General features: G+C 61.2%; 13 protein-coding genes. 6 read left to right on the top strand and 7 right to left on the bottom strand.

The window, feature by feature from the left end; genetic code table 11:
• Positions 1-12: 12 nt before the first annotated feature.
• Both ACOYW0_RS16185 and ACOYW0_RS16180 read right to left on the bottom strand, forming a co-directional pair.
• Positions 13-1,170: a class I SAM-dependent RNA methyltransferase gene (locus ACOYW0_RS16185; protein WP_482414865.1), complete on the bottom strand. Its 1,158-nt coding sequence runs from the start codon at positions 1,168-1,170 to the stop codon at positions 13-15.
• An 88-nt stretch (positions 1,171-1,258) separates the two neighbouring features.
• Positions 1,259-2,401, bottom strand: a complete 1,143-nt coding sequence (locus ACOYW0_RS16180; RefSeq protein ID WP_482414864.1) for a pyridoxal phosphate-dependent aminotransferase — start codon at positions 2,399-2,401, stop codon at positions 1,259-1,261.
• A gap of 455 nt (positions 2,402-2,856) precedes the next feature.
• Between ACOYW0_RS16180 and ACOYW0_RS16175 the strand changes: the two genes are divergently transcribed.
• The 5 genes from ACOYW0_RS16175 to ACOYW0_RS16155 all read left to right on the top strand — a co-directional run bounded on the left by ACOYW0_RS16175 (position 2,857) and on the right by ACOYW0_RS16155 (position 6,987).
• Complete coding sequence (locus tag ACOYW0_RS16175) at positions 2,857-3,897, top strand: phosphagen kinase (protein WP_482414863.1); 1,041 nt, start codon at positions 2,857-2,859, stop codon at positions 3,895-3,897.
• Positions 3,894-5,060 carry an MFS transporter gene (locus ACOYW0_RS16170; protein ID WP_482414862.1) on the top strand — a complete coding sequence of 389 codons (1,167 nt, stop codon included), beginning with the start codon at positions 3,894-3,896 and terminating at the stop codon, positions 5,058-5,060. Before ACOYW0_RS16175 ends, ACOYW0_RS16170 begins: the two co-directional genes overlap by 4 nt.
• A gap of 298 nt (positions 5,061-5,358) precedes the next feature.
• Positions 5,359-6,078 (top strand): superoxide dismutase, encoded by a 720-nt coding sequence (locus ACOYW0_RS16165; protein ID WP_482414861.1) that lies wholly within the window; start codon positions 5,359-5,361, stop codon positions 6,076-6,078.
• A gap of 55 nt (positions 6,079-6,133) precedes the next feature.
• Positions 6,134-6,535, top strand: coding sequence for a bacteriohemerythrin (locus ACOYW0_RS16160; RefSeq protein ID WP_482414860.1), 402 nt, complete (start codon positions 6,134-6,136; stop codon positions 6,533-6,535).
• A 38-nt stretch (positions 6,536-6,573) separates the two neighbouring features.
• Positions 6,574-6,987: a bacteriohemerythrin gene (locus ACOYW0_RS16155; protein WP_180137027.1), complete on the top strand. Its 414-nt coding sequence runs from the start codon at positions 6,574-6,576 to the stop codon at positions 6,985-6,987.
• A gap of 4 nt (positions 6,988-6,991) precedes the next feature.
• Here the strand turns inward: ACOYW0_RS16155 and ACOYW0_RS16150 are convergent, their stop codons facing one another.
• The 3 genes from ACOYW0_RS16150 to ACOYW0_RS16140 are packed head-to-tail and all read right to left on the bottom strand — an operon-like array spanning position 6,992 to position 10,684.
• Positions 6,992-8,014, bottom strand: coding sequence for an ABC transporter ATP-binding protein (locus ACOYW0_RS16150; RefSeq protein ID WP_482414859.1), 1,023 nt, complete (start codon positions 8,012-8,014; stop codon positions 6,992-6,994).
• Positions 7,995-9,671, bottom strand: a complete 1,677-nt coding sequence (locus ACOYW0_RS16145; protein WP_482414858.1) for an ABC transporter permease — start codon at positions 9,669-9,671, stop codon at positions 7,995-7,997. The genes ACOYW0_RS16150 and ACOYW0_RS16145 overlap by 20 nt, the downstream gene beginning before the upstream one ends.
• Positions 9,668-10,684, bottom strand: a complete 1,017-nt coding sequence (locus ACOYW0_RS16140) for a thiamine ABC transporter substrate-binding protein (protein WP_482414857.1) — start codon at positions 10,682-10,684, stop codon at positions 9,668-9,670. Before ACOYW0_RS16140 ends, ACOYW0_RS16145 begins: the two co-directional genes overlap by 4 nt.
• 463 nt (positions 10,685-11,147) lie before the next feature.
• Here ACOYW0_RS16140 and ACOYW0_RS16135 point away from each other — a divergent pair, with 463 nt between their 5' ends.
• Positions 11,148-13,511, top strand: a complete 2,364-nt coding sequence (locus tag ACOYW0_RS16135; RefSeq protein ID WP_482414856.1) for an ATP-binding protein — start codon at positions 11,148-11,150, stop codon at positions 13,509-13,511.
• 180 nt (positions 13,512-13,691) lie between these two features.
• Here ACOYW0_RS16135 and ACOYW0_RS16130 read toward each other — a convergent pair whose 3' ends face one another.
• Both ACOYW0_RS16130 and ACOYW0_RS16125 read right to left on the bottom strand, forming a co-directional pair.
• Positions 13,692-14,429, bottom strand: a complete 738-nt coding sequence (locus tag ACOYW0_RS16130) for a DUF1638 domain-containing protein (protein ID WP_482414855.1) — start codon at positions 14,427-14,429, stop codon at positions 13,692-13,694.
• Positions 14,430-14,567: 138 nt separating this feature from the next.
• On the bottom strand, positions 14,568-15,899 hold the full coding sequence (locus tag ACOYW0_RS16125; protein ID WP_482414854.1) for a sigma-54 interaction domain-containing protein: 1,332 nt from the start codon (positions 15,897-15,899) through the stop codon (positions 14,568-14,570).
• Positions 15,900-15,983: the final 84 nt, after the last annotated feature.

The following is a 15,983-nucleotide window of genomic DNA, read 5'->3' as shown; positions in this document are numbered from 1 at the left end:
GCCCTGACACGTTCACCGTTTCTGCAGCACCCCAAGCACTTCCACGTGGGGGGTATGGGGAAAAAGGTCCAGTGGCTGGAGATCGGTGAGGGAGAACCCTTTTTTGCGGGCCTGGGCAACATCCCGGATAAAGTGGGGAAGGTCGCACGACACGTAAAAAATCGTGCGGATGGAAGGAAACATCCTGAGGAATCGGGGCAGGCCTGAAAATCCGGCCCGGGGAGGGTCCATCACCAGGATCTCAGGGGAAGGCATGACCGCGGCAAGATCGGCCCACGTGCGGGGTTTGAACAGGTCGGCAGCCACCACGGTAACACCGGGCAGGCCCCGTTCGCCAAGGGGCAAAACCGCGTTGCCCGCCACCTCCGAGGCGCACACCTGAGAAAACCCCATGGACGAAATCTCTTCGGTGAAATTCCCGGAGCCTGCAAACAGTTCCAGGATGGGCACGGCGCGGTCTTCGGCGTGGAGGCGGTCCCTCAGCCATGCCTTCATGGTCCGGTTCTGGGCCTCGTTGCCCTGCCGGAAGGGGCGCCTTCGGTTCAACGTAAGGGAGTCAAGGGTGGTGTCGCTGTCGATGTCGAGGTAGTTCCAGGTAAACCCCTCTCCGGGGAGCCAGGCATCGGTGGGAAGTTCGCCTTTGAGTCGGTGAAACAGGGCCCTAGTGGGCCCGTCCAGCACCGGGCAATCGGACACGGGAACCAGGGTGCGGGTCACGGGCGAGACATACCCGATTGCCCTCCCGTCGGTCTTGAACTGGGCGCGATTGCGGTACCCAAGGACCGCCCGTGACCCCATGACAGGGCGGATCGCCGTTGGATCTGACGAAAACCCGGCCCGCTCAAGCTGGTATCGGACCTGGCGCTCTTTCTCGCGGAGCTGTGCCTCGTAGGAGACGAACATCCAGGGACAGCCCCCGCACAACCCAACGCCGAAGCCGTGGTGGGAACAGGCGGCATCCACGCGATGGGGGGAGGGCCTCCTCAAGGTAACTAGCCGGGCGTGGCCGTAGCGCTTCTCAAGGTCCGTAATTTCAAACAGCCCCGCATCCCCCGGCCAGGTCCCGGGCACGAACAACACGCCGCCCCCGGGGTGGTCGCAGACACCAAACCCTTTGCTCCCCAGGGACCGTATCGTCCCTTCAAACCGTGACCCCACGCCACCGCTCATATCACAGCCCCTCTGCCCTGCCCCCCTCGCCCTTAGCCCTTCGCCTTTAGCCTTTAGCCCTTAGCCTTTCCCCCTTAGCCCTTCCCCCTTAGCCTTTCGCCTTAAAATATGCCTCAAGCCGATCCATGGCCCGCTCAATGTTCTCAAGAGAGTTGGCGTAGGAGAAGCGCAGGTAGCCCTCGGCGTTTTTGCCGAAGTCAATGCCGGGGGTAACCCCCACGTGGGCATTTTCCAGGATGTCGAAGGCGAGCTTGTAGGAGTCCATGGAGATGTGCTTGGCGTTGGCAAAGACGTAAAAGGCGCCGGTGGGGGGCACGGTGATCCCCAGGCCCATGGCCCGGAGGCGCTCGATCATGTAGAGGCGCCGTTTGTTGTAGATCTCCTTCATGCGCTGGGTGTCGGCCTTGGCCTCTTTCAGGGCGGCGATGCCCGCCACCTGGGCCGAGGCGTTCACCGAGATGAAAAAGTTCTGCTGGATCTTCTGCAGGGGGCGCATAAAGGCTTCCGGGGCGATGACGTAACCCAGGCGCATGCCGGTCATGGCGTAGAGCTTGGAAAAGCCGTTAAGGACAAAAGCGTTATCCGTAAACTCCAGCATGGTGTGCTCTTCCCCTTCGTAGACCAGGCCGTGGTAGATCTCATCGGAGACGATTGCCGGGCCGAGCTTTGCGATACGCTCCATACGGTCCGTGGAGAGAAGGTTGCCCGTGGGGTTGGACGGGGAGTTCAGAAAAATGGCCCTGGTTCGGTCCGTCATCCGCTTTTCGATCTCGGCCACCCGAAGCTCGAACCCGTCGGCTTCGGTGACGGGAACAGCCACGGGTACGCCCCCGACAAACTTGATGAAGTTGGGGTAGCAGGCGTAACCGGGATCCGACAGGATCACCTCATCGCCGGCCTCCAGCATGGCGGAAAAAACGGAAAAAATGGCCGGAGAGGTCCCCTGGGTCACCATCACGCGATGGGGGGACACGCTCACCCCGTAGGTCTCGTCGTAGTACTCGCAGATGGCTTCCCGGAGCTCCATCATCCCCAGGCTGTGGGTGTAGTGGGTGTGTCCCTCGTTGATGGCTTTGCAGGCCGCGGCCTTCACGCAGTCCGGGGTGTCGAAGTCGGGCTCGCCCACCTCCAGGTGAATGACATCCACGCCGTCGCGCTCCATCTCCTTGGCACGTTCCAGTACATCCATCACGATAAACGAGGTCATCTCCTCGGCTCTTTTGGCGATCATCACTCCTCCTGCTCAGCTGCGTCATCTCGGGTCAAAGGGCGGTCGCCCCACACGGTTCTAAACCCTTATTTGTAGCATATCCGGGCCTCTGGTTCTACGATTATGGATGGACGACGGCCAAGGCTTTGGCCTCCGGGGGCCCTGCCGGGGGCCAAACTTTTGAAAAGTTTGACAAACAGGTTTAGGCCAATCGCCCCAAAGCCTTGGCGGATGCCCTCACCCTGAGGAACGAAGGGAGAGGGCATCCGCAACCTGGGGTCCAGGGGATCATCCCCTGGCCGCCGGAGGCCTGCTTTGTGAACCGACTTTAACCATAGAAGGCATTGTTTTATTTTTTCCTGAACACTGACTGCCCTGTGAAGCGCCCGGGCCCACATGCTTTTTGTCTTCGGTTGTGATATATACAGTGACTTTGCACAAACGCATGATTGTGGACTGAAAAGGGTGAGGATTTCATGGAAGAAAAAGGGTTTCCCGCATTCGGGACCGGATGTGCGTCGCTTCTCAGCAGGCACCTGACCCGCCGTGTGTGGGAGGAGTTGAAGGATCTGGAGACAGGGTCGGGCTACACCGCCGCCGACCTCATCCGCTCCGGCGTGGAACAGCAGGAGAGCTCCGTGGGTGTCTACGCAGGGGACGCGGAGTCCTACGACCTGTTTTCCCCGTTGCTCACCCCGGTTGTCCGGGAGTACCACGGCAATGCAGGCCCTCATCCCGCCCCGGACTACTCCCTGGCCCACCTGCCCGAACTCAGCGCCTCGGCAGCCAGCAAAATCATCTCCACCCGGGTGCGGGTGGGACGAAACCTTGCGGGCTTTCCCCTGGGGCCTGCCATATCCCCCGACCAGCGCCGTGAGGTGGAGGAGAGGATCAAGGCCGCCCTTGCCCGGCTCCCCGAGCACCTCCAGGGCACCTACCACCCCCTGCCGGAGATGGACCCGGCCCTTCGCGACGACCTCATCGAGCGCCACCTTCTCTTCAAGAACGAGGACCGCTTTCTCCTGTCGGCGGGCCTTATGCGGGACTGGCCCGAGGCCCGGGGTCTTTTTCTCTCCCACGACGAAGCCTTCAGCGTCTGGGTCAACGAAGAGGACCAGCTCAGGATCATCTCACTTCAGAAGGGGGGTGACGTCACGGAGGTGTTCAAGCGCCTGGCCGACGGTGTGGCCGCCCTCTCCTCCCATCTGGACTTCTTGACCCACCCGCGCCTGGGCTCCCTCACCAGCTGCCCCACCAACCTGGGCACGGCCATGCGTGCCAGCGTGCACATGAAGCTTAAGGGGCTGGCTGAAGACGAAGAAGCCCTTCACAAGGAAGCCAACGCCTTAGGGCTCCAGGTCCGGGGAATCCACGGAGAGCACTCCGAAGGCCGCGGGGGGATCTACGACATCAGCAACCGCATGCGTCTGGGCGTTACCGAGGCCGCGGCTCTGGGCCATCTCATCGAAGGGATCGCCCGGCTTGCCCTGCTGGACGACGAGGCCTCCGCTTCATGAACCCCAAGGATCGAAAAATCTTCATCACCCTCTTCATGTCCATCTTCTCGGCAGTGACCGGGGTGGGCATCGTCATCCCGCTGCTCCCGGTCTATGCCCATGAACTGGGGGCCAGCGGCCTGTACATCAGCATGATCTTCGGGGCGTTTTCCATCTCCCGCACCCTGGTCCTCCCCTGGTTCGGCAAGACCTCGGACCGCATCGGACGAAAGCCCTTTATCCTTCCGGGCCTCCTCTTTTATGCCCTGGTCTCTTTGGGTTTCATGATCTCAAGCTCCGTGGGCACCCTCATCGGGCTCCGGTTTCTCCAGGGCATTGCCTCGGGCATGATCATGCCCGTATCCCAGGCCTATGTGGGGGACATCACCCCCGAGGGGAAAGAGGGTTTTTACATGGGGCTCTTCAGCATGGCCATGTTCCTGAGCCTGAGCATGGGCCCCCTGATGGGGGGCTTTATCAACCGACTCTACGGCCTGGACGCGGCCTTTCTCGGCATGGGGATCCTTGCCGTGGCCGCCTTTGTCATGGCCCTGGTCTTCCTTCCCCCGGTGGCCGAAGAGCGATGCACCGCCACCCGCAACGAATCCATCGCCGTCATGGGCCTTTTGAAAGACCGCCTCATCCTGGCCCTGGTCTCCTTCCGGCTGGTCTACACCACCTGCGTGGGGATGATCTGGTGCTTTCTTCCCCTGTACGTGGACGTCACCTTTGGCCTGGGAAGCGCCGAAACCGGGATCCTCGTCATGATGATGGTCCTTGCAGGGGGCCTGCTCCACATCCCCATGGGCCTGGTGGCGGACCGCATGAACCGGAAACTCCTGGTGGGGGTCGGCGGCCTGTTCATCGTGGGCTCCATGGTGCTCTGCCACCAGGCCACGGGATTCTACAGCCTCCTAGGGGCCGTGATTGTCTTCGGTATCGGCGGAGGCACCTCCCTTCCTGCCCTCTCGGCCCTGGCCGTGGAACGGGGCCGGGAGGTCAAAGGTATCGGGTCGGTCATGAGCCTTCTCACCATGGCCCACAGCCTGGGCATGCTCCTGGGCTCCCTCATCGCCGGGGTCACCATGGACCTGCTGGAACTTCGCCTTGCCTTTCCCATGGGTGCCCTCATCATGGCCGCAGGCCTCATTCACTTCACCTGGCTGAGCCTTTCCCGTGAATAAACGGATCCTTGCCCTCAATTGCCTCCGGCGGGTCGCTTTTTGAAAAAAGCTCCGCAAAACCGTTCCGGTAAAACATAAAAATAAAGCCTGTTTGTCAAACTTTTCAAAAGTTTGGCCCCCGGCAGGGCCGCCGGAGGCAAAATTCAAATGCGTTTGACCTGGTTCCCTGCCACTGTGAAGTTGCGAAGCAGACCCGACTCAGGTATAAATAGAAGTATATCAATCCTTTTTCCCACATCCTTTTGAGACATCGCCACACCGTCTCCCCCTTACGAATCCATACAGATGAGGCCATGCCATGCCCATGTCGTCGCCGTATTGTCACTGGATCATCCCGCGAGGCGTTCGATTCGCCGTACTCTTCGCGGCCCTGCTTGCCCTCCTGACCGCGTGCAGTTCCGAACCCAAGGGTCCTGCCCTTACCCTGGCACCCCTGCCCTGGCCTTCAGACGCCCTGGAGCCGCTCATCTCCCAGCGCACCATCGAGCTGCATCACGGCAAACACCACGCCGCCTACGTGGACAAGGCCAACAAGCTCATCGCCAACAGCCGGTACGAAGGAAAACCCGTTGAGGAGATCCTTGCGGCGACCCGGGGGAAAAAGAGATACACGGCCCTGTTCAACAACACGGCCCAGGCCTGGAACCACGCCTTTTTCTGGACATGCCTCACCCCGGAAGGCAACGCAAAGCCCGAAGGCGCCCTGGCCGAAGCCATCAACACGGAGTTCGGGGGATGGAATGCCTTTCGGAGTGAATTCCTCGAAGCGTCCCTCTCCCATTTCGGCAGCGGCTGGGTATGGCTGGTTACGGACAAGGGCGACCTTCGCATCCTCACCACGGCCAATGCAGACACCCCCGTTGCCCAGGGTCTCACCCCTCTTTTTACCATTGATCTGTGGGAACACGCCTACTACCTCGATGTGCAGAACAAACGAAAGGCATACGTGGAAGGTGTTTTTGACGGATTGGCAAACTGGAAGGAAGCAGAAAAGCGATACAACGCCGGAAATCCCTAATCCGGATATGTCATGATAAAACAACCGGACCGACCCCTCACCCGGGAGGCACCCCATGACAGACCCGTTGGTATGGACCGAAGCGATCTCGGTAAACATCCCGGATATCGACAGCCAACACAAGGCCCTGTTCGACATCATCAACGACCTCATCGCCATCCATGAAAGGGGCGGGGACCCCAATGAAATCCTCACACAGATCGGGCGCCTCATGGACTACTCAGACCGCCACTTCCTCACCGAAGAGAACCTCATGGTCAAGCACAACTTTCCCGGGTTTGCGGAACACAACAAGGCACACATGGCCTACATGGAGCAGGTGGACCTGTTCATCAACGAGTACAGGGCCGACACACAGGGCCTGCTTTACGACATGCTGGAATTTCTCACCCACTGGTGGCGCGCCCATGTCTCGCACACGGACACCCTGTACGCCCACCACATCCACCCCAGCTGAAGGGGCCGCATGACAACACGTCAACACAGGAGAACATCATGGTATCCATGTTGAACTGGACCGACGACATGCTGGTCCACATTGACGAAATCGATGATCAGCACAGGAACCTGTTCCTGCTCATCAACCGCCTCATCATCCACAAGCGCAACCAGGGGCGCCGCGAGGAGCTCCTGGACCTCATCCGGGTCCTCGTGGCCTTTGCCCAGACCCATTTCCGCACCGAAGACCACCACATGGCCGAGACCAGTTACCCCCTGGCCGTGGCCCACAGCAAAGAGCACTCGAAATTTACAGAGCGGATCAAAGAGTTTGCCTCGGATTATGAAAAGGGCGTCGAAGACCTCTCGGACAAGATGCTCTCCTTTCTGAGGTTCTGGTGGACCACCCACGTGGCCGACTCCGACAAAAAATTCGCCGCCTACCTCAGAAACGAGGGATACATCCCCTGACGCCTTACTCCCCCCGGAAAAACCGCGCCCGGTCGGCCCCCACCGCCAGGTGGCCTTTTTTGCCTGCGGTCCACCGGGTGTCGGCCGGTTCAAACACCACCACCCTGTGGGCCCCTGCGGCTCCATGAACCAGGGACCATCCCCCGCAATACTCCACCCGCGTCACCGCAAAGGGAAGTCTCCCCGGAGCGGGCTCCCCGTGAAGCGTCACATGATGGGGCCGGAAAAACAGCACACCGTTCCCATCCTCTCCCTCTGCAGGAACCACCTGAATCCCCTCCTCGGTGACAAACCACCCTGCCTGAAGGCGCCCTTCAAGGGTGTTGGAAAGTCCCAGGAACGTCCCGGTAAAAAGGTTCTCCGGGCTCTCATACAGGGATCTGGGGCTGCCGGCCTGGAGGATCTGCCCCTGCTTCATAACGGCGATACGGTCCGAAAGGGTCAGGGCCTCCTCCTGGTCGTGGGTCACGTAAAGGGTGGTGAGGGAGAGACGGTCGTGGACCTCCCTGATCTCCCGGCGCAAATCGATGCGAAGCCTGGCGTCCAGGGCCGAAAGGGGCTCGTCCAGGAGCAGCACCGACGGGCTCGGGGCAATGGCCCGGGCCAGGGCCACCCGCTGCTGCTCCCCGCCGGAGAGGGTGGCGGGAAAGTCATCGGCCTTGTCCGTGAGGCGGACCAGGTCCAGAAGTTCCCTCACCCTGGCTTCCCTGCCTGCCTTGTCCATGTGCCTCAGCTTCAGCCCGTAGGCCACGTTGTCGGCCACCCGCATGTGGGGAAACAGGGCATAATCCTGGAACACCATGCCGATGCCCCGCTTTTCAGGGGCCAGGCCGGAGATCTCGTCCCCGTTTAAGGCAATGCTTCCGCCGTCGGCGGGTTCCAGCCCCGCCACCATGCGCAGGAGGGTCGATTTTCCGCACCCGGACGGGCCGATCACCGACAGAAACTCCCCCTGGGCCACGGTGAGGTCCACGCGCAACTGAAAGTCGCCGTAGGTCCGAAACAGGTCAGTCACGTTCAGGGTCAAGGCTCTCTCCTCCCATCCATTCAAGCAGTAAAAAACAGCCCGCACACAACCCCATGAGAAGGGCTCCCAGGGCACAGGCGGCAAAATAGCGATACGCCCCGATGAGTCGGTACAGGGCAAGGGGAATGGTCACGGTATCGGCCCGTGCCAGGATCAAGGTGGCGTTGATCTCTCCCATGGAGAGGGCAAAGGCAAAACAGGCCCCGCCCACCAGGCCGGATCGGATCAGGGGCAGCTCCACGGTCAAAAAGGTGCGAAAGGGCCCGGCACCCAGGGTACGGGCCGCCTGGGGCAGAGAGGGGCTGATGCGCTTGAGGGAGGCGGAGACGGAACGAAGCACAAAGGGGTAGGTCACCACCACGTGGGCCGCCACCACCGCGACCCGGCTTCCGCTGTAATCGGGAAAAAAAAGGGCCAGGCACTTGAAATAGCCCAGCCCGAGGACCACGGAGGAGACCCCCATGGGAAGCATCATGGCCGTCTCCGTAAGCCGCCCCAACGGTCCCTTGCTCCGGGTGGTGACCCAGGCCGCGGCAAGACCCAGGGGCAAGGCGGCACAGACGGTGAGCCCTGCAAAGGTGAGGCTGTTTTTCACCGCCGCAAGGGAGAGGGACGGCCCGGTGTCCGTAAAGAGCATCCCGTACCACTTCAGGGTCCACACCAAAGGACCGGAACGGGAGGTCTGGGCCAGGAAGGACCGGCCCACAAGGGCCAGAAGGGGCGAGGCCACCACCAGGACCACCATGAGGATGTAAAGGCCCCACACCAGGCGCGTCGGTCCCGTCAGGCGCATGGTCCCGCGCCGGGCGGCCTGGCCCCTCACCACATGGCTTGCCCGGTGCTGCATCTTTACGGTGAGAAAAAGAAGGGCCAGGGTGAGCACGGCCCCCACCACGGCAAGGGCCGCGGCCATGTCCAGGTCCAGGCTGATGCGGGCGGCGCGGTAGATCTCCACCTCGATGGTGGTGTACCGGGGCCCGCCCCCCAGCACCAGGACCACGGCAAAGCTCATGAAACAGAAGAGGTAAATGAGCCCGGCGGCGGAAAAGATGGCGGGCAGGAGCCCGGGCAGGGTCACGGTGAAAAAGGTGCGATAAGGCCCGGCCCCCAAGGTGCGTGCTGCCTGGGCCGGGCCGTCGTTGTGCCGTTCCCAGAACGAGCCGATGAGCCGCGCGGCCAGGGGGAAATTGTAAAAGGCGTGGGCCAGGATAATGGCGGAAAAGGAGTAGAGAATGGGAAAGGGGGGCCGCTTCAGGTCCAGCACCCCCATGGCGAACCGGTTGAGCACCCCGCTGTTACCATAAAAAATCACAAAGGCCAGCACCACGAGAATGGAGGGAAGCACAAAGGGAATGGCGGTGAGGGCTTTGAGCAGCCGCTTACCGCGGAAGGAGGCCCGGCCCAGCAGCCAGGCCCCGGGCAATCCAAGAATCAGGGAGACCACCGTACTCACCAGGGCCTGCCACAGGGTAAACCCGATGACCCGGAAGGTGTAGGGGCTTGAGAAGAGACGCACAAAGGGCGAGGGTCCCGCCCCCCCGTCAAGGGCCTCCATCAGGATCACCGACAGGGGGAAGTAAAAAAGAATCAGGGTGGGAACGAGGGGCACGAGCCAGAGAAGCCGCGCCCCCCACCCCCTGTGCGATGACAGGATCATTTCGAGACGGTATCCACCCAGGTAGAGATCCAGGATTCGTTTTTGGTCATGATCTCAACAGGAGAAAGCTGGAGGTTTTTCCCCGGCTTCACCGCGTGGGAGAAGCTCTCGGGAAGGGGGGTGGCGCTGTTGGCCGGGAACATGATGTTGGTTAAGGGAATCTCCTTCTGGAAGGTCTCGGAGAGCATGAAGTCGATGAAGGCCTCGGCGGCCTTGCGATGGGGTGCCCCCTTGAGGATCCCGGCCCCTTCGATCTGCATGTAGTGCCCCTCTTCAAAGGCCGGGGCCTTGTAGCGGTCGCTCTTTTCAAAGGCCACATGGTAGACGGGGCTGCTGCTGTAGCTCAGCACCACCGGGGCTTCCCCGTTGGTAAAGAGACCGTAGCCGGAGCTCCAGCTGTCGGTGATGGTGAGGATGCTGGGGGTCAGGCGCTTCCAGTAATCGGCAAAATTGTCGCCATAGGCCGACACGGTCCAGAGCAGAAAACCCAGGCCGGGGCCGGATGTGCGGGGGTCCATGAGGATAACGGACTTTTTGAAACGCTCGGAGGTCAGGTCTTCCAGGCTCTTGGGAGGATTCTTGACCACCTCGCTGTCGTAGATCAGGGCAAAGTAGCCGTAATCAAAGGGCGTCACCTGGAACTCGGGGTCGAACCGAAGGGCCTCGGGCACCTGATCGATCCCCTTGGAGCGGTAGGGGGAAAGCACATCGGCTTTCCTGGCCTTGGCCAGCAGGTTGTTGTCAATGCCGATGACCACGTCGGCCCTGGGGTGATCCTTCTCCAGCATGGCGCGCTGGAGCACCTGACCGGAGCTGCCCACGGAGATCAGCTCCACCTTGATCCCGGTCATCTTCTCAAAGGAGGGAATCACCTTGGGGGCCAGGCCCCACTCCGAGGCAAAGGAGTCGTAGGTGTAAATCACCAATGTGTCGTCATTTTTTTCATCCGCGGCATAGGCGGGCAGTGCGGATAGGCACAGGCACAGCACGGCCAGCATCACTCGTTTCATCATGGGTACCCCTCGTTTTCTCTTTGAATTCAAAAAGGTTTGCAAAAACGTCTCTAAAACACCCTGCGGGCCATGGACGCCACGGCACGCTTCACGTTTATATTCGAGGCCTTTATCCTGTCGGCCGGGATTTATCGGTGGCTGGCTCTTAAGTAGTCGGTGACAGCGGCCCCTGTCAACGGCTTTCTGGTGAAATCCGTACAGGTCCCGACGGGAAAGGGGCGGCCCCGGATTTCATTTTTCAGAGTCCCCTCCGCCAGGGAAGTATGGTATACATAAAGGATCTGATTCCCCCCGTGACATCGCGTTTCCCCGCTCCATGGCACCCTTTTGCCGCACCTCCCTCCCGTTGTCCTGAAATGCCCTCGCCCCTTTGAAAGTCGTAACATCAAGGGACACAACCGTTATGACCCCTGCCCCCAGACATCGCCGGGGCCGCCCATGGCCCGGGACACGGCCTGCCGTTATGTGGGGCATGGTGCTCCTCCTGACCTGGCTGCCGTCGATGGTGTTCTCCGTCCCCGGACCGGAGCCGCCCCCCGCGCCTGTCAGAGTGCTTCTTCTCTTCTCCTACCACCAGAGCCTGGTGTGGGAAGAAGAGATCTACCACGCCGTCAAGGAGGGGCTGAAGAACGCCCCCTACCCCGTGGACCTTCACGTGGAGCACATGGACACCAAAAGGACGCCCTACGACCCGTCCTACGAAGCCCAGCTCACGGATCTGTTCCGGCACAAGTTCACCCGCCGTCCACCGGACCTTGTCATCGCCTGCGACAACAACGCCTTTGAGTTCATGCGCACCCGCCACAAGGCCCTTTTCCCCAAAACGCCGGTGGTCTTCTGCGGCGTCAACTTTTTCCACGACGAACAGATCGAGGCCCTGCCCCTCTTCACCGGGGTGGCCGAAGCCTTTGATGCCCCCCGGACCCTGGACATCGCCCTGGCCATTCACCCGGATGCCACCCACGTTTACGTCCTCAACGACCACCTGCCCACGGGGGTGGCCTGGGCCCAAACCATCCGAGAACAGTTGCGGCCCTATGAAGAGCGCCTTGCCATCACCTACCTTCCGGACCTGACCATGGAAAACCTGGAAAAGCGCCTAGCCGCCTTGCCCGACACGGCCATCCTCCTTATGGGGGTCTATTTCCGGGACGCCGCCAACCGCTACTTCACCGAGCAGGAGAGCATGGAGCGCATCTCACGGGCCTCATCCGTCCCCGTTTACGGCCTGCTGGACCTCTACCTGGGCCACGGCCTGCTCGGGGGCAACCTCATCAACGGCGGCAGCCAGGGGCAACAGGCGGTTGTCCTGGCCAAAAAGGTGTTGTCAGGGACGCCCCCCTTTGCCATCCCCGTGGTCAAGAGCGGAGCCAACCGCAACCTGTTCGACCACCGCCAGCTGGAGCGATTCGGAATCTCCGAGCATCTCCTTCCCCGTGAAAGCACCCTGGTTCACCGCCCCTTCTCCTTTTACGCCACCTACAAGACCCTGGTGTGGCTGGTGGGCGCCTACACCCTGCTCATCTCCACGGGCATCTGCCTGCTCCTCGTCCACTTGTCGGGCCGCAGGAAGGTGGCCCGCGCCCTGGAGCAGTCCCGAACCCTTCTGGAGCAGAAGGTCCATGAACGAACCGCCCAGTTCAAACGGGCCAAGGAGGAGGCCGAGGCGGCCAACCGGGCCAAAAGCACCTTCCTTGCCCACATGAGCCACGAGCTGCGGACCCCCCTTAATGCCATCATCGGGTTTTCCGGCCTCATCAAACAGGAGAAGAATCTCCCGGGCCGTCACGTGGAGAGCCTGGAGATCATCCTGAAAAACGGGGAACACCTTCTGGACCTGATCAACGATGTGCTGGAATTCACAAAGATCGAGTCAGGGGATATTTCCGTGGTCAATGCCCCCTTCCACCTGCAAAACGGCCTGGCCTCCATCCTCCAGGTCGTTGCCCACCGGGCCAAAGAGAAAGAGATCGAATTTCACTGCACCTGGCAAGAGGGGCTCCCCGAGGTTATCGTGGGGGACCGGCTCCGTCTTCGCCAGGTGCTGATGAACCTTCTGGGCAACGCCCTAAAATTCACCAAGACAGGCTATATCCACCTGTATGTCAGCCACCGCCCGTGCCCTGGGGACAAGGACCTGACGGACCTCTTCTTTTACGTTGAGGACACAGGCCAGGGCATCCCGTCAGAAGATCTCGCCGACATCTTCGCCCCCTTTGCCCAGGGCAGGCGCATGCCCCACAACAAGCCGGGCAGCGGCCTCGGCCTCACCATCTGCCGCCAGCTGGCCCGCCTCATGTCTGGCGATATCACCGTCACCAGTACCCCGGGTAAGGGCTCCCTTTTCCGCTTGTCCCTGCGCACCCGAAAGGTGGCCCCCCCTTGTGCCCCGTCCAGGCAGCGGTCCGCCGACGGCGAGGAGATGCCAACGGAGACCCGGCGCATCCTGGTGGTGGACGACAACGCCGCCAACCGCCTCTTCCTGAAACGCCTTCTCGCCTCCGCAGGCTTTGAGGTCATCTGCGCCGTGGACGGCCAGGAGGCCGTTGAACGGTTCCAGGACATCCGGCCCCACCTGATCTTCATGGACCTGCGGATGCCGGTGATGGACGGCATAGAAGCCACCAAACTTATCAAGGCCACCCCCGAAGGGGCCGTCACCCCGGTCATCGCCCTCACGGCCTGCACCTTCGGCATGGACCGGCAAAAAGCCCTGGAGGCCGGATGCGATGACTTCCTGGGCAAGCCATTTAAAAAGGCCGCCCTCTTTGCCCTTATGGAGACCTACCTCTCCCCGCCCAAGACCGACTGCCCGGACGAGCACTAAAAAACGCCCTGCACGGTCCGGGAACCGGGGGCGTTTTTTGGGATAAAACGGAGGTCAACGGAAGGACGGTGCGGTCCATCCTGCAGGGAAAGCCCCAGAAGTTCTGGGTATAGCGGGGCTCCCGGTTATTGAGATAGTGATTCACGGCCCGGGCCTGCCTGCGCGCGGAGGCACAGGTGGCTATGCATCCGGGTCCCGGGCATCGATAATGGTTGTGTCGTCATAAACCGGGACGATGACCTGGCCGGGCTTGACCACAAGAAATCGCTCCCGGTCCCAGGGACCGTTCAGGAGATCTGAAAGGAGCCCTTTGTCCCCGGGGATTTCCTCATACTCCCAGCCCTGCCACTGGGCCGCCTCCTTTGTCTTGTCCCGGGCCTTTGCACTGTCCCCCATGCCCAGGTCCACAAAGGCGGCCCGCCTGTAATGGGCCACGGATTGACGGTCCAAATCAGCAAGGATCCTGGCCTTTTTCTCCCCGTATTTTTCGGTATAGTCCCGGATGAGCCGGGCATGGCGCTCCGGCCCGCGCACCTCGCCTCCCTCTACACTCCCCGGCATGTACCAGTAGGTATCGGGGTGCCGTGAAAAATGGCGGCGGTACCGCTCCGCCGAGCCCAGGAAGAGGGTCACGCAGTCATGGGCCCTGGCGACCACCAGGGGAAGCTCCCCGGCCCGGATCCCCTCCAGTCCCTTGCTGCAGAGGCCGTAGCCCAGCAGGATCACATCCTGGGACGCGTCCACGTTGTCCACGGCCTCCTGAATGGATTCATGGAGCCGTTTCGGTGTGTCGTGAAGCCCCATGTCGATAAACGACAGGGTGGTGAGGTGCCGGCTCAAGGAGGCAAGGCGGGTTGCCTCCTCCTTCATCACGCTGCATCCGATAAACACCTGTCTGCGGGGTTCTGACGTCTCCATGCCCGGCCTCCTCGGGTTGACATGTTGGTTGGAATACTGCCTTCAGTCTGCCACCCCGCCCCTCCACCGGCAACAAAAAAGGCGTGCCCTCACAAGGAAGGCACGCCTTTAAAAAATCACAACACTGTCTGCGTGGGTTTACTCGTCGGCAAGGGACGGGTGATCGTCCAGAAACCGGTAGAGGGTTGCCCGGCCGACCCCCAGGATACGGGCCGCCTTGGCCTTGTTGCCGCCGGTTTTCACCAGGGCTTCCCTCACAGAGGCGTCCTCCAGCTTCCGGGTGGGGCCCCGTTTCACCGACTCTTCCTGCACCACGCCAAGCTCCATGGGCAAGTCCGAGGGCATGACGGTTTTTCCCTTGCACCGGACAATGGAGAACTGGACGGCGTTTTCAAGCTCACGGACGTTACCGGGCCAGGTATACGCCACCATACGGCTCATGGCGTCCTTGGAAAAATCGGGGGACTTTCGCCCGTGGCGCATGGTGCACTTGTCGAGGAAATGGTCCACGAGAAGGGGGATGTCGTTGCGCCGTTCGCGCAAGGGAGGCAGGATAATGGGGATGACGTTGAGGCGATAAAAAAGGTCTTCGCGGAACCTGCCGGCCTTCACCTCTTTTTTGAGGTCCTTGTTGGTGGCGCTGATGATGCGGACGTCGGAGGTCAGGGTCTTTTCTCCCCCCACCTTTTCAAAGGTCCCCTCCTGGAGAAAGCGCAGGAGCTTCACCTGCATCTCCAGGGAGAGTTCGGCCACTTCGTCCAAAAACACCGTGCCGCCCTCGGCCAGCTCAAAGCGTCCCTTCTTGTCCCGCACCGCCCCGGAGAACGCCCCTTTCACATGACCGAAGAGCTCGCTTTCGATGAGGTTCTCCGGAAGGGCACCGCAGTTGATGGGCACAAAGGGACCGCCGCCCCGCTGGCTTTCGTTGTGGATGGCCGCGGCCACCAGCTCCTTGCCGGTGCCGGTCTCCCCGAAGAGATGAACGGGGAAATCGTATTCGGCCACGTCCCGCACCTGCTGAAACACATCAAGCATCTTGACGTCGCGCCCGATGATGTTGGAGAAGCTCACCATCTCGCCGGCCTTTCGGCGCAGTTCGAGAAGGTCGGTGAGATCCCGGAAGACGGCCAGCACACCGAAGGGCTGCTCTTCGTCGTCCTTCATCATGGAGACGGTCATCTCCACGGTGCGGGTCTCCCCGCTTCGGGTGACGATGTTGGTCTGGTAGGAGGTGGTTTCGGCCAGGTCCACGGACTCGCCGCAAAAGGAGCACCGGGCACCGCACAGGGGCCCGCCCAGGGCATCGTGGCAATCCCTGCCGATGACGTTTTCCCGGGAGAATCCGGTGATGCGCTCGGCTTCACTGTTGAAGTAAAAGATCCTGCGCTGGAAATCATGGGCAACGATGCCGTCCTTGAGGTTATCGAGGATGCGCTCAAGGTTCTTGACGTTGCCGACTATGTTGTTCAATGACAATCCACTCATAATGAGCTTAGTTAGAATATTATGATAGGAAAGTCAATTACCATCGCAAAGAGATCACGCCGTCACACG

Source organism: Desulfoluna sp. HI9BLuna (assembly GCF_056829775.1).
The sequence above is the reverse complement of the archived record's forward strand: the minus strand, read 5'-3'. Positions and strand labels throughout refer to the sequence as shown.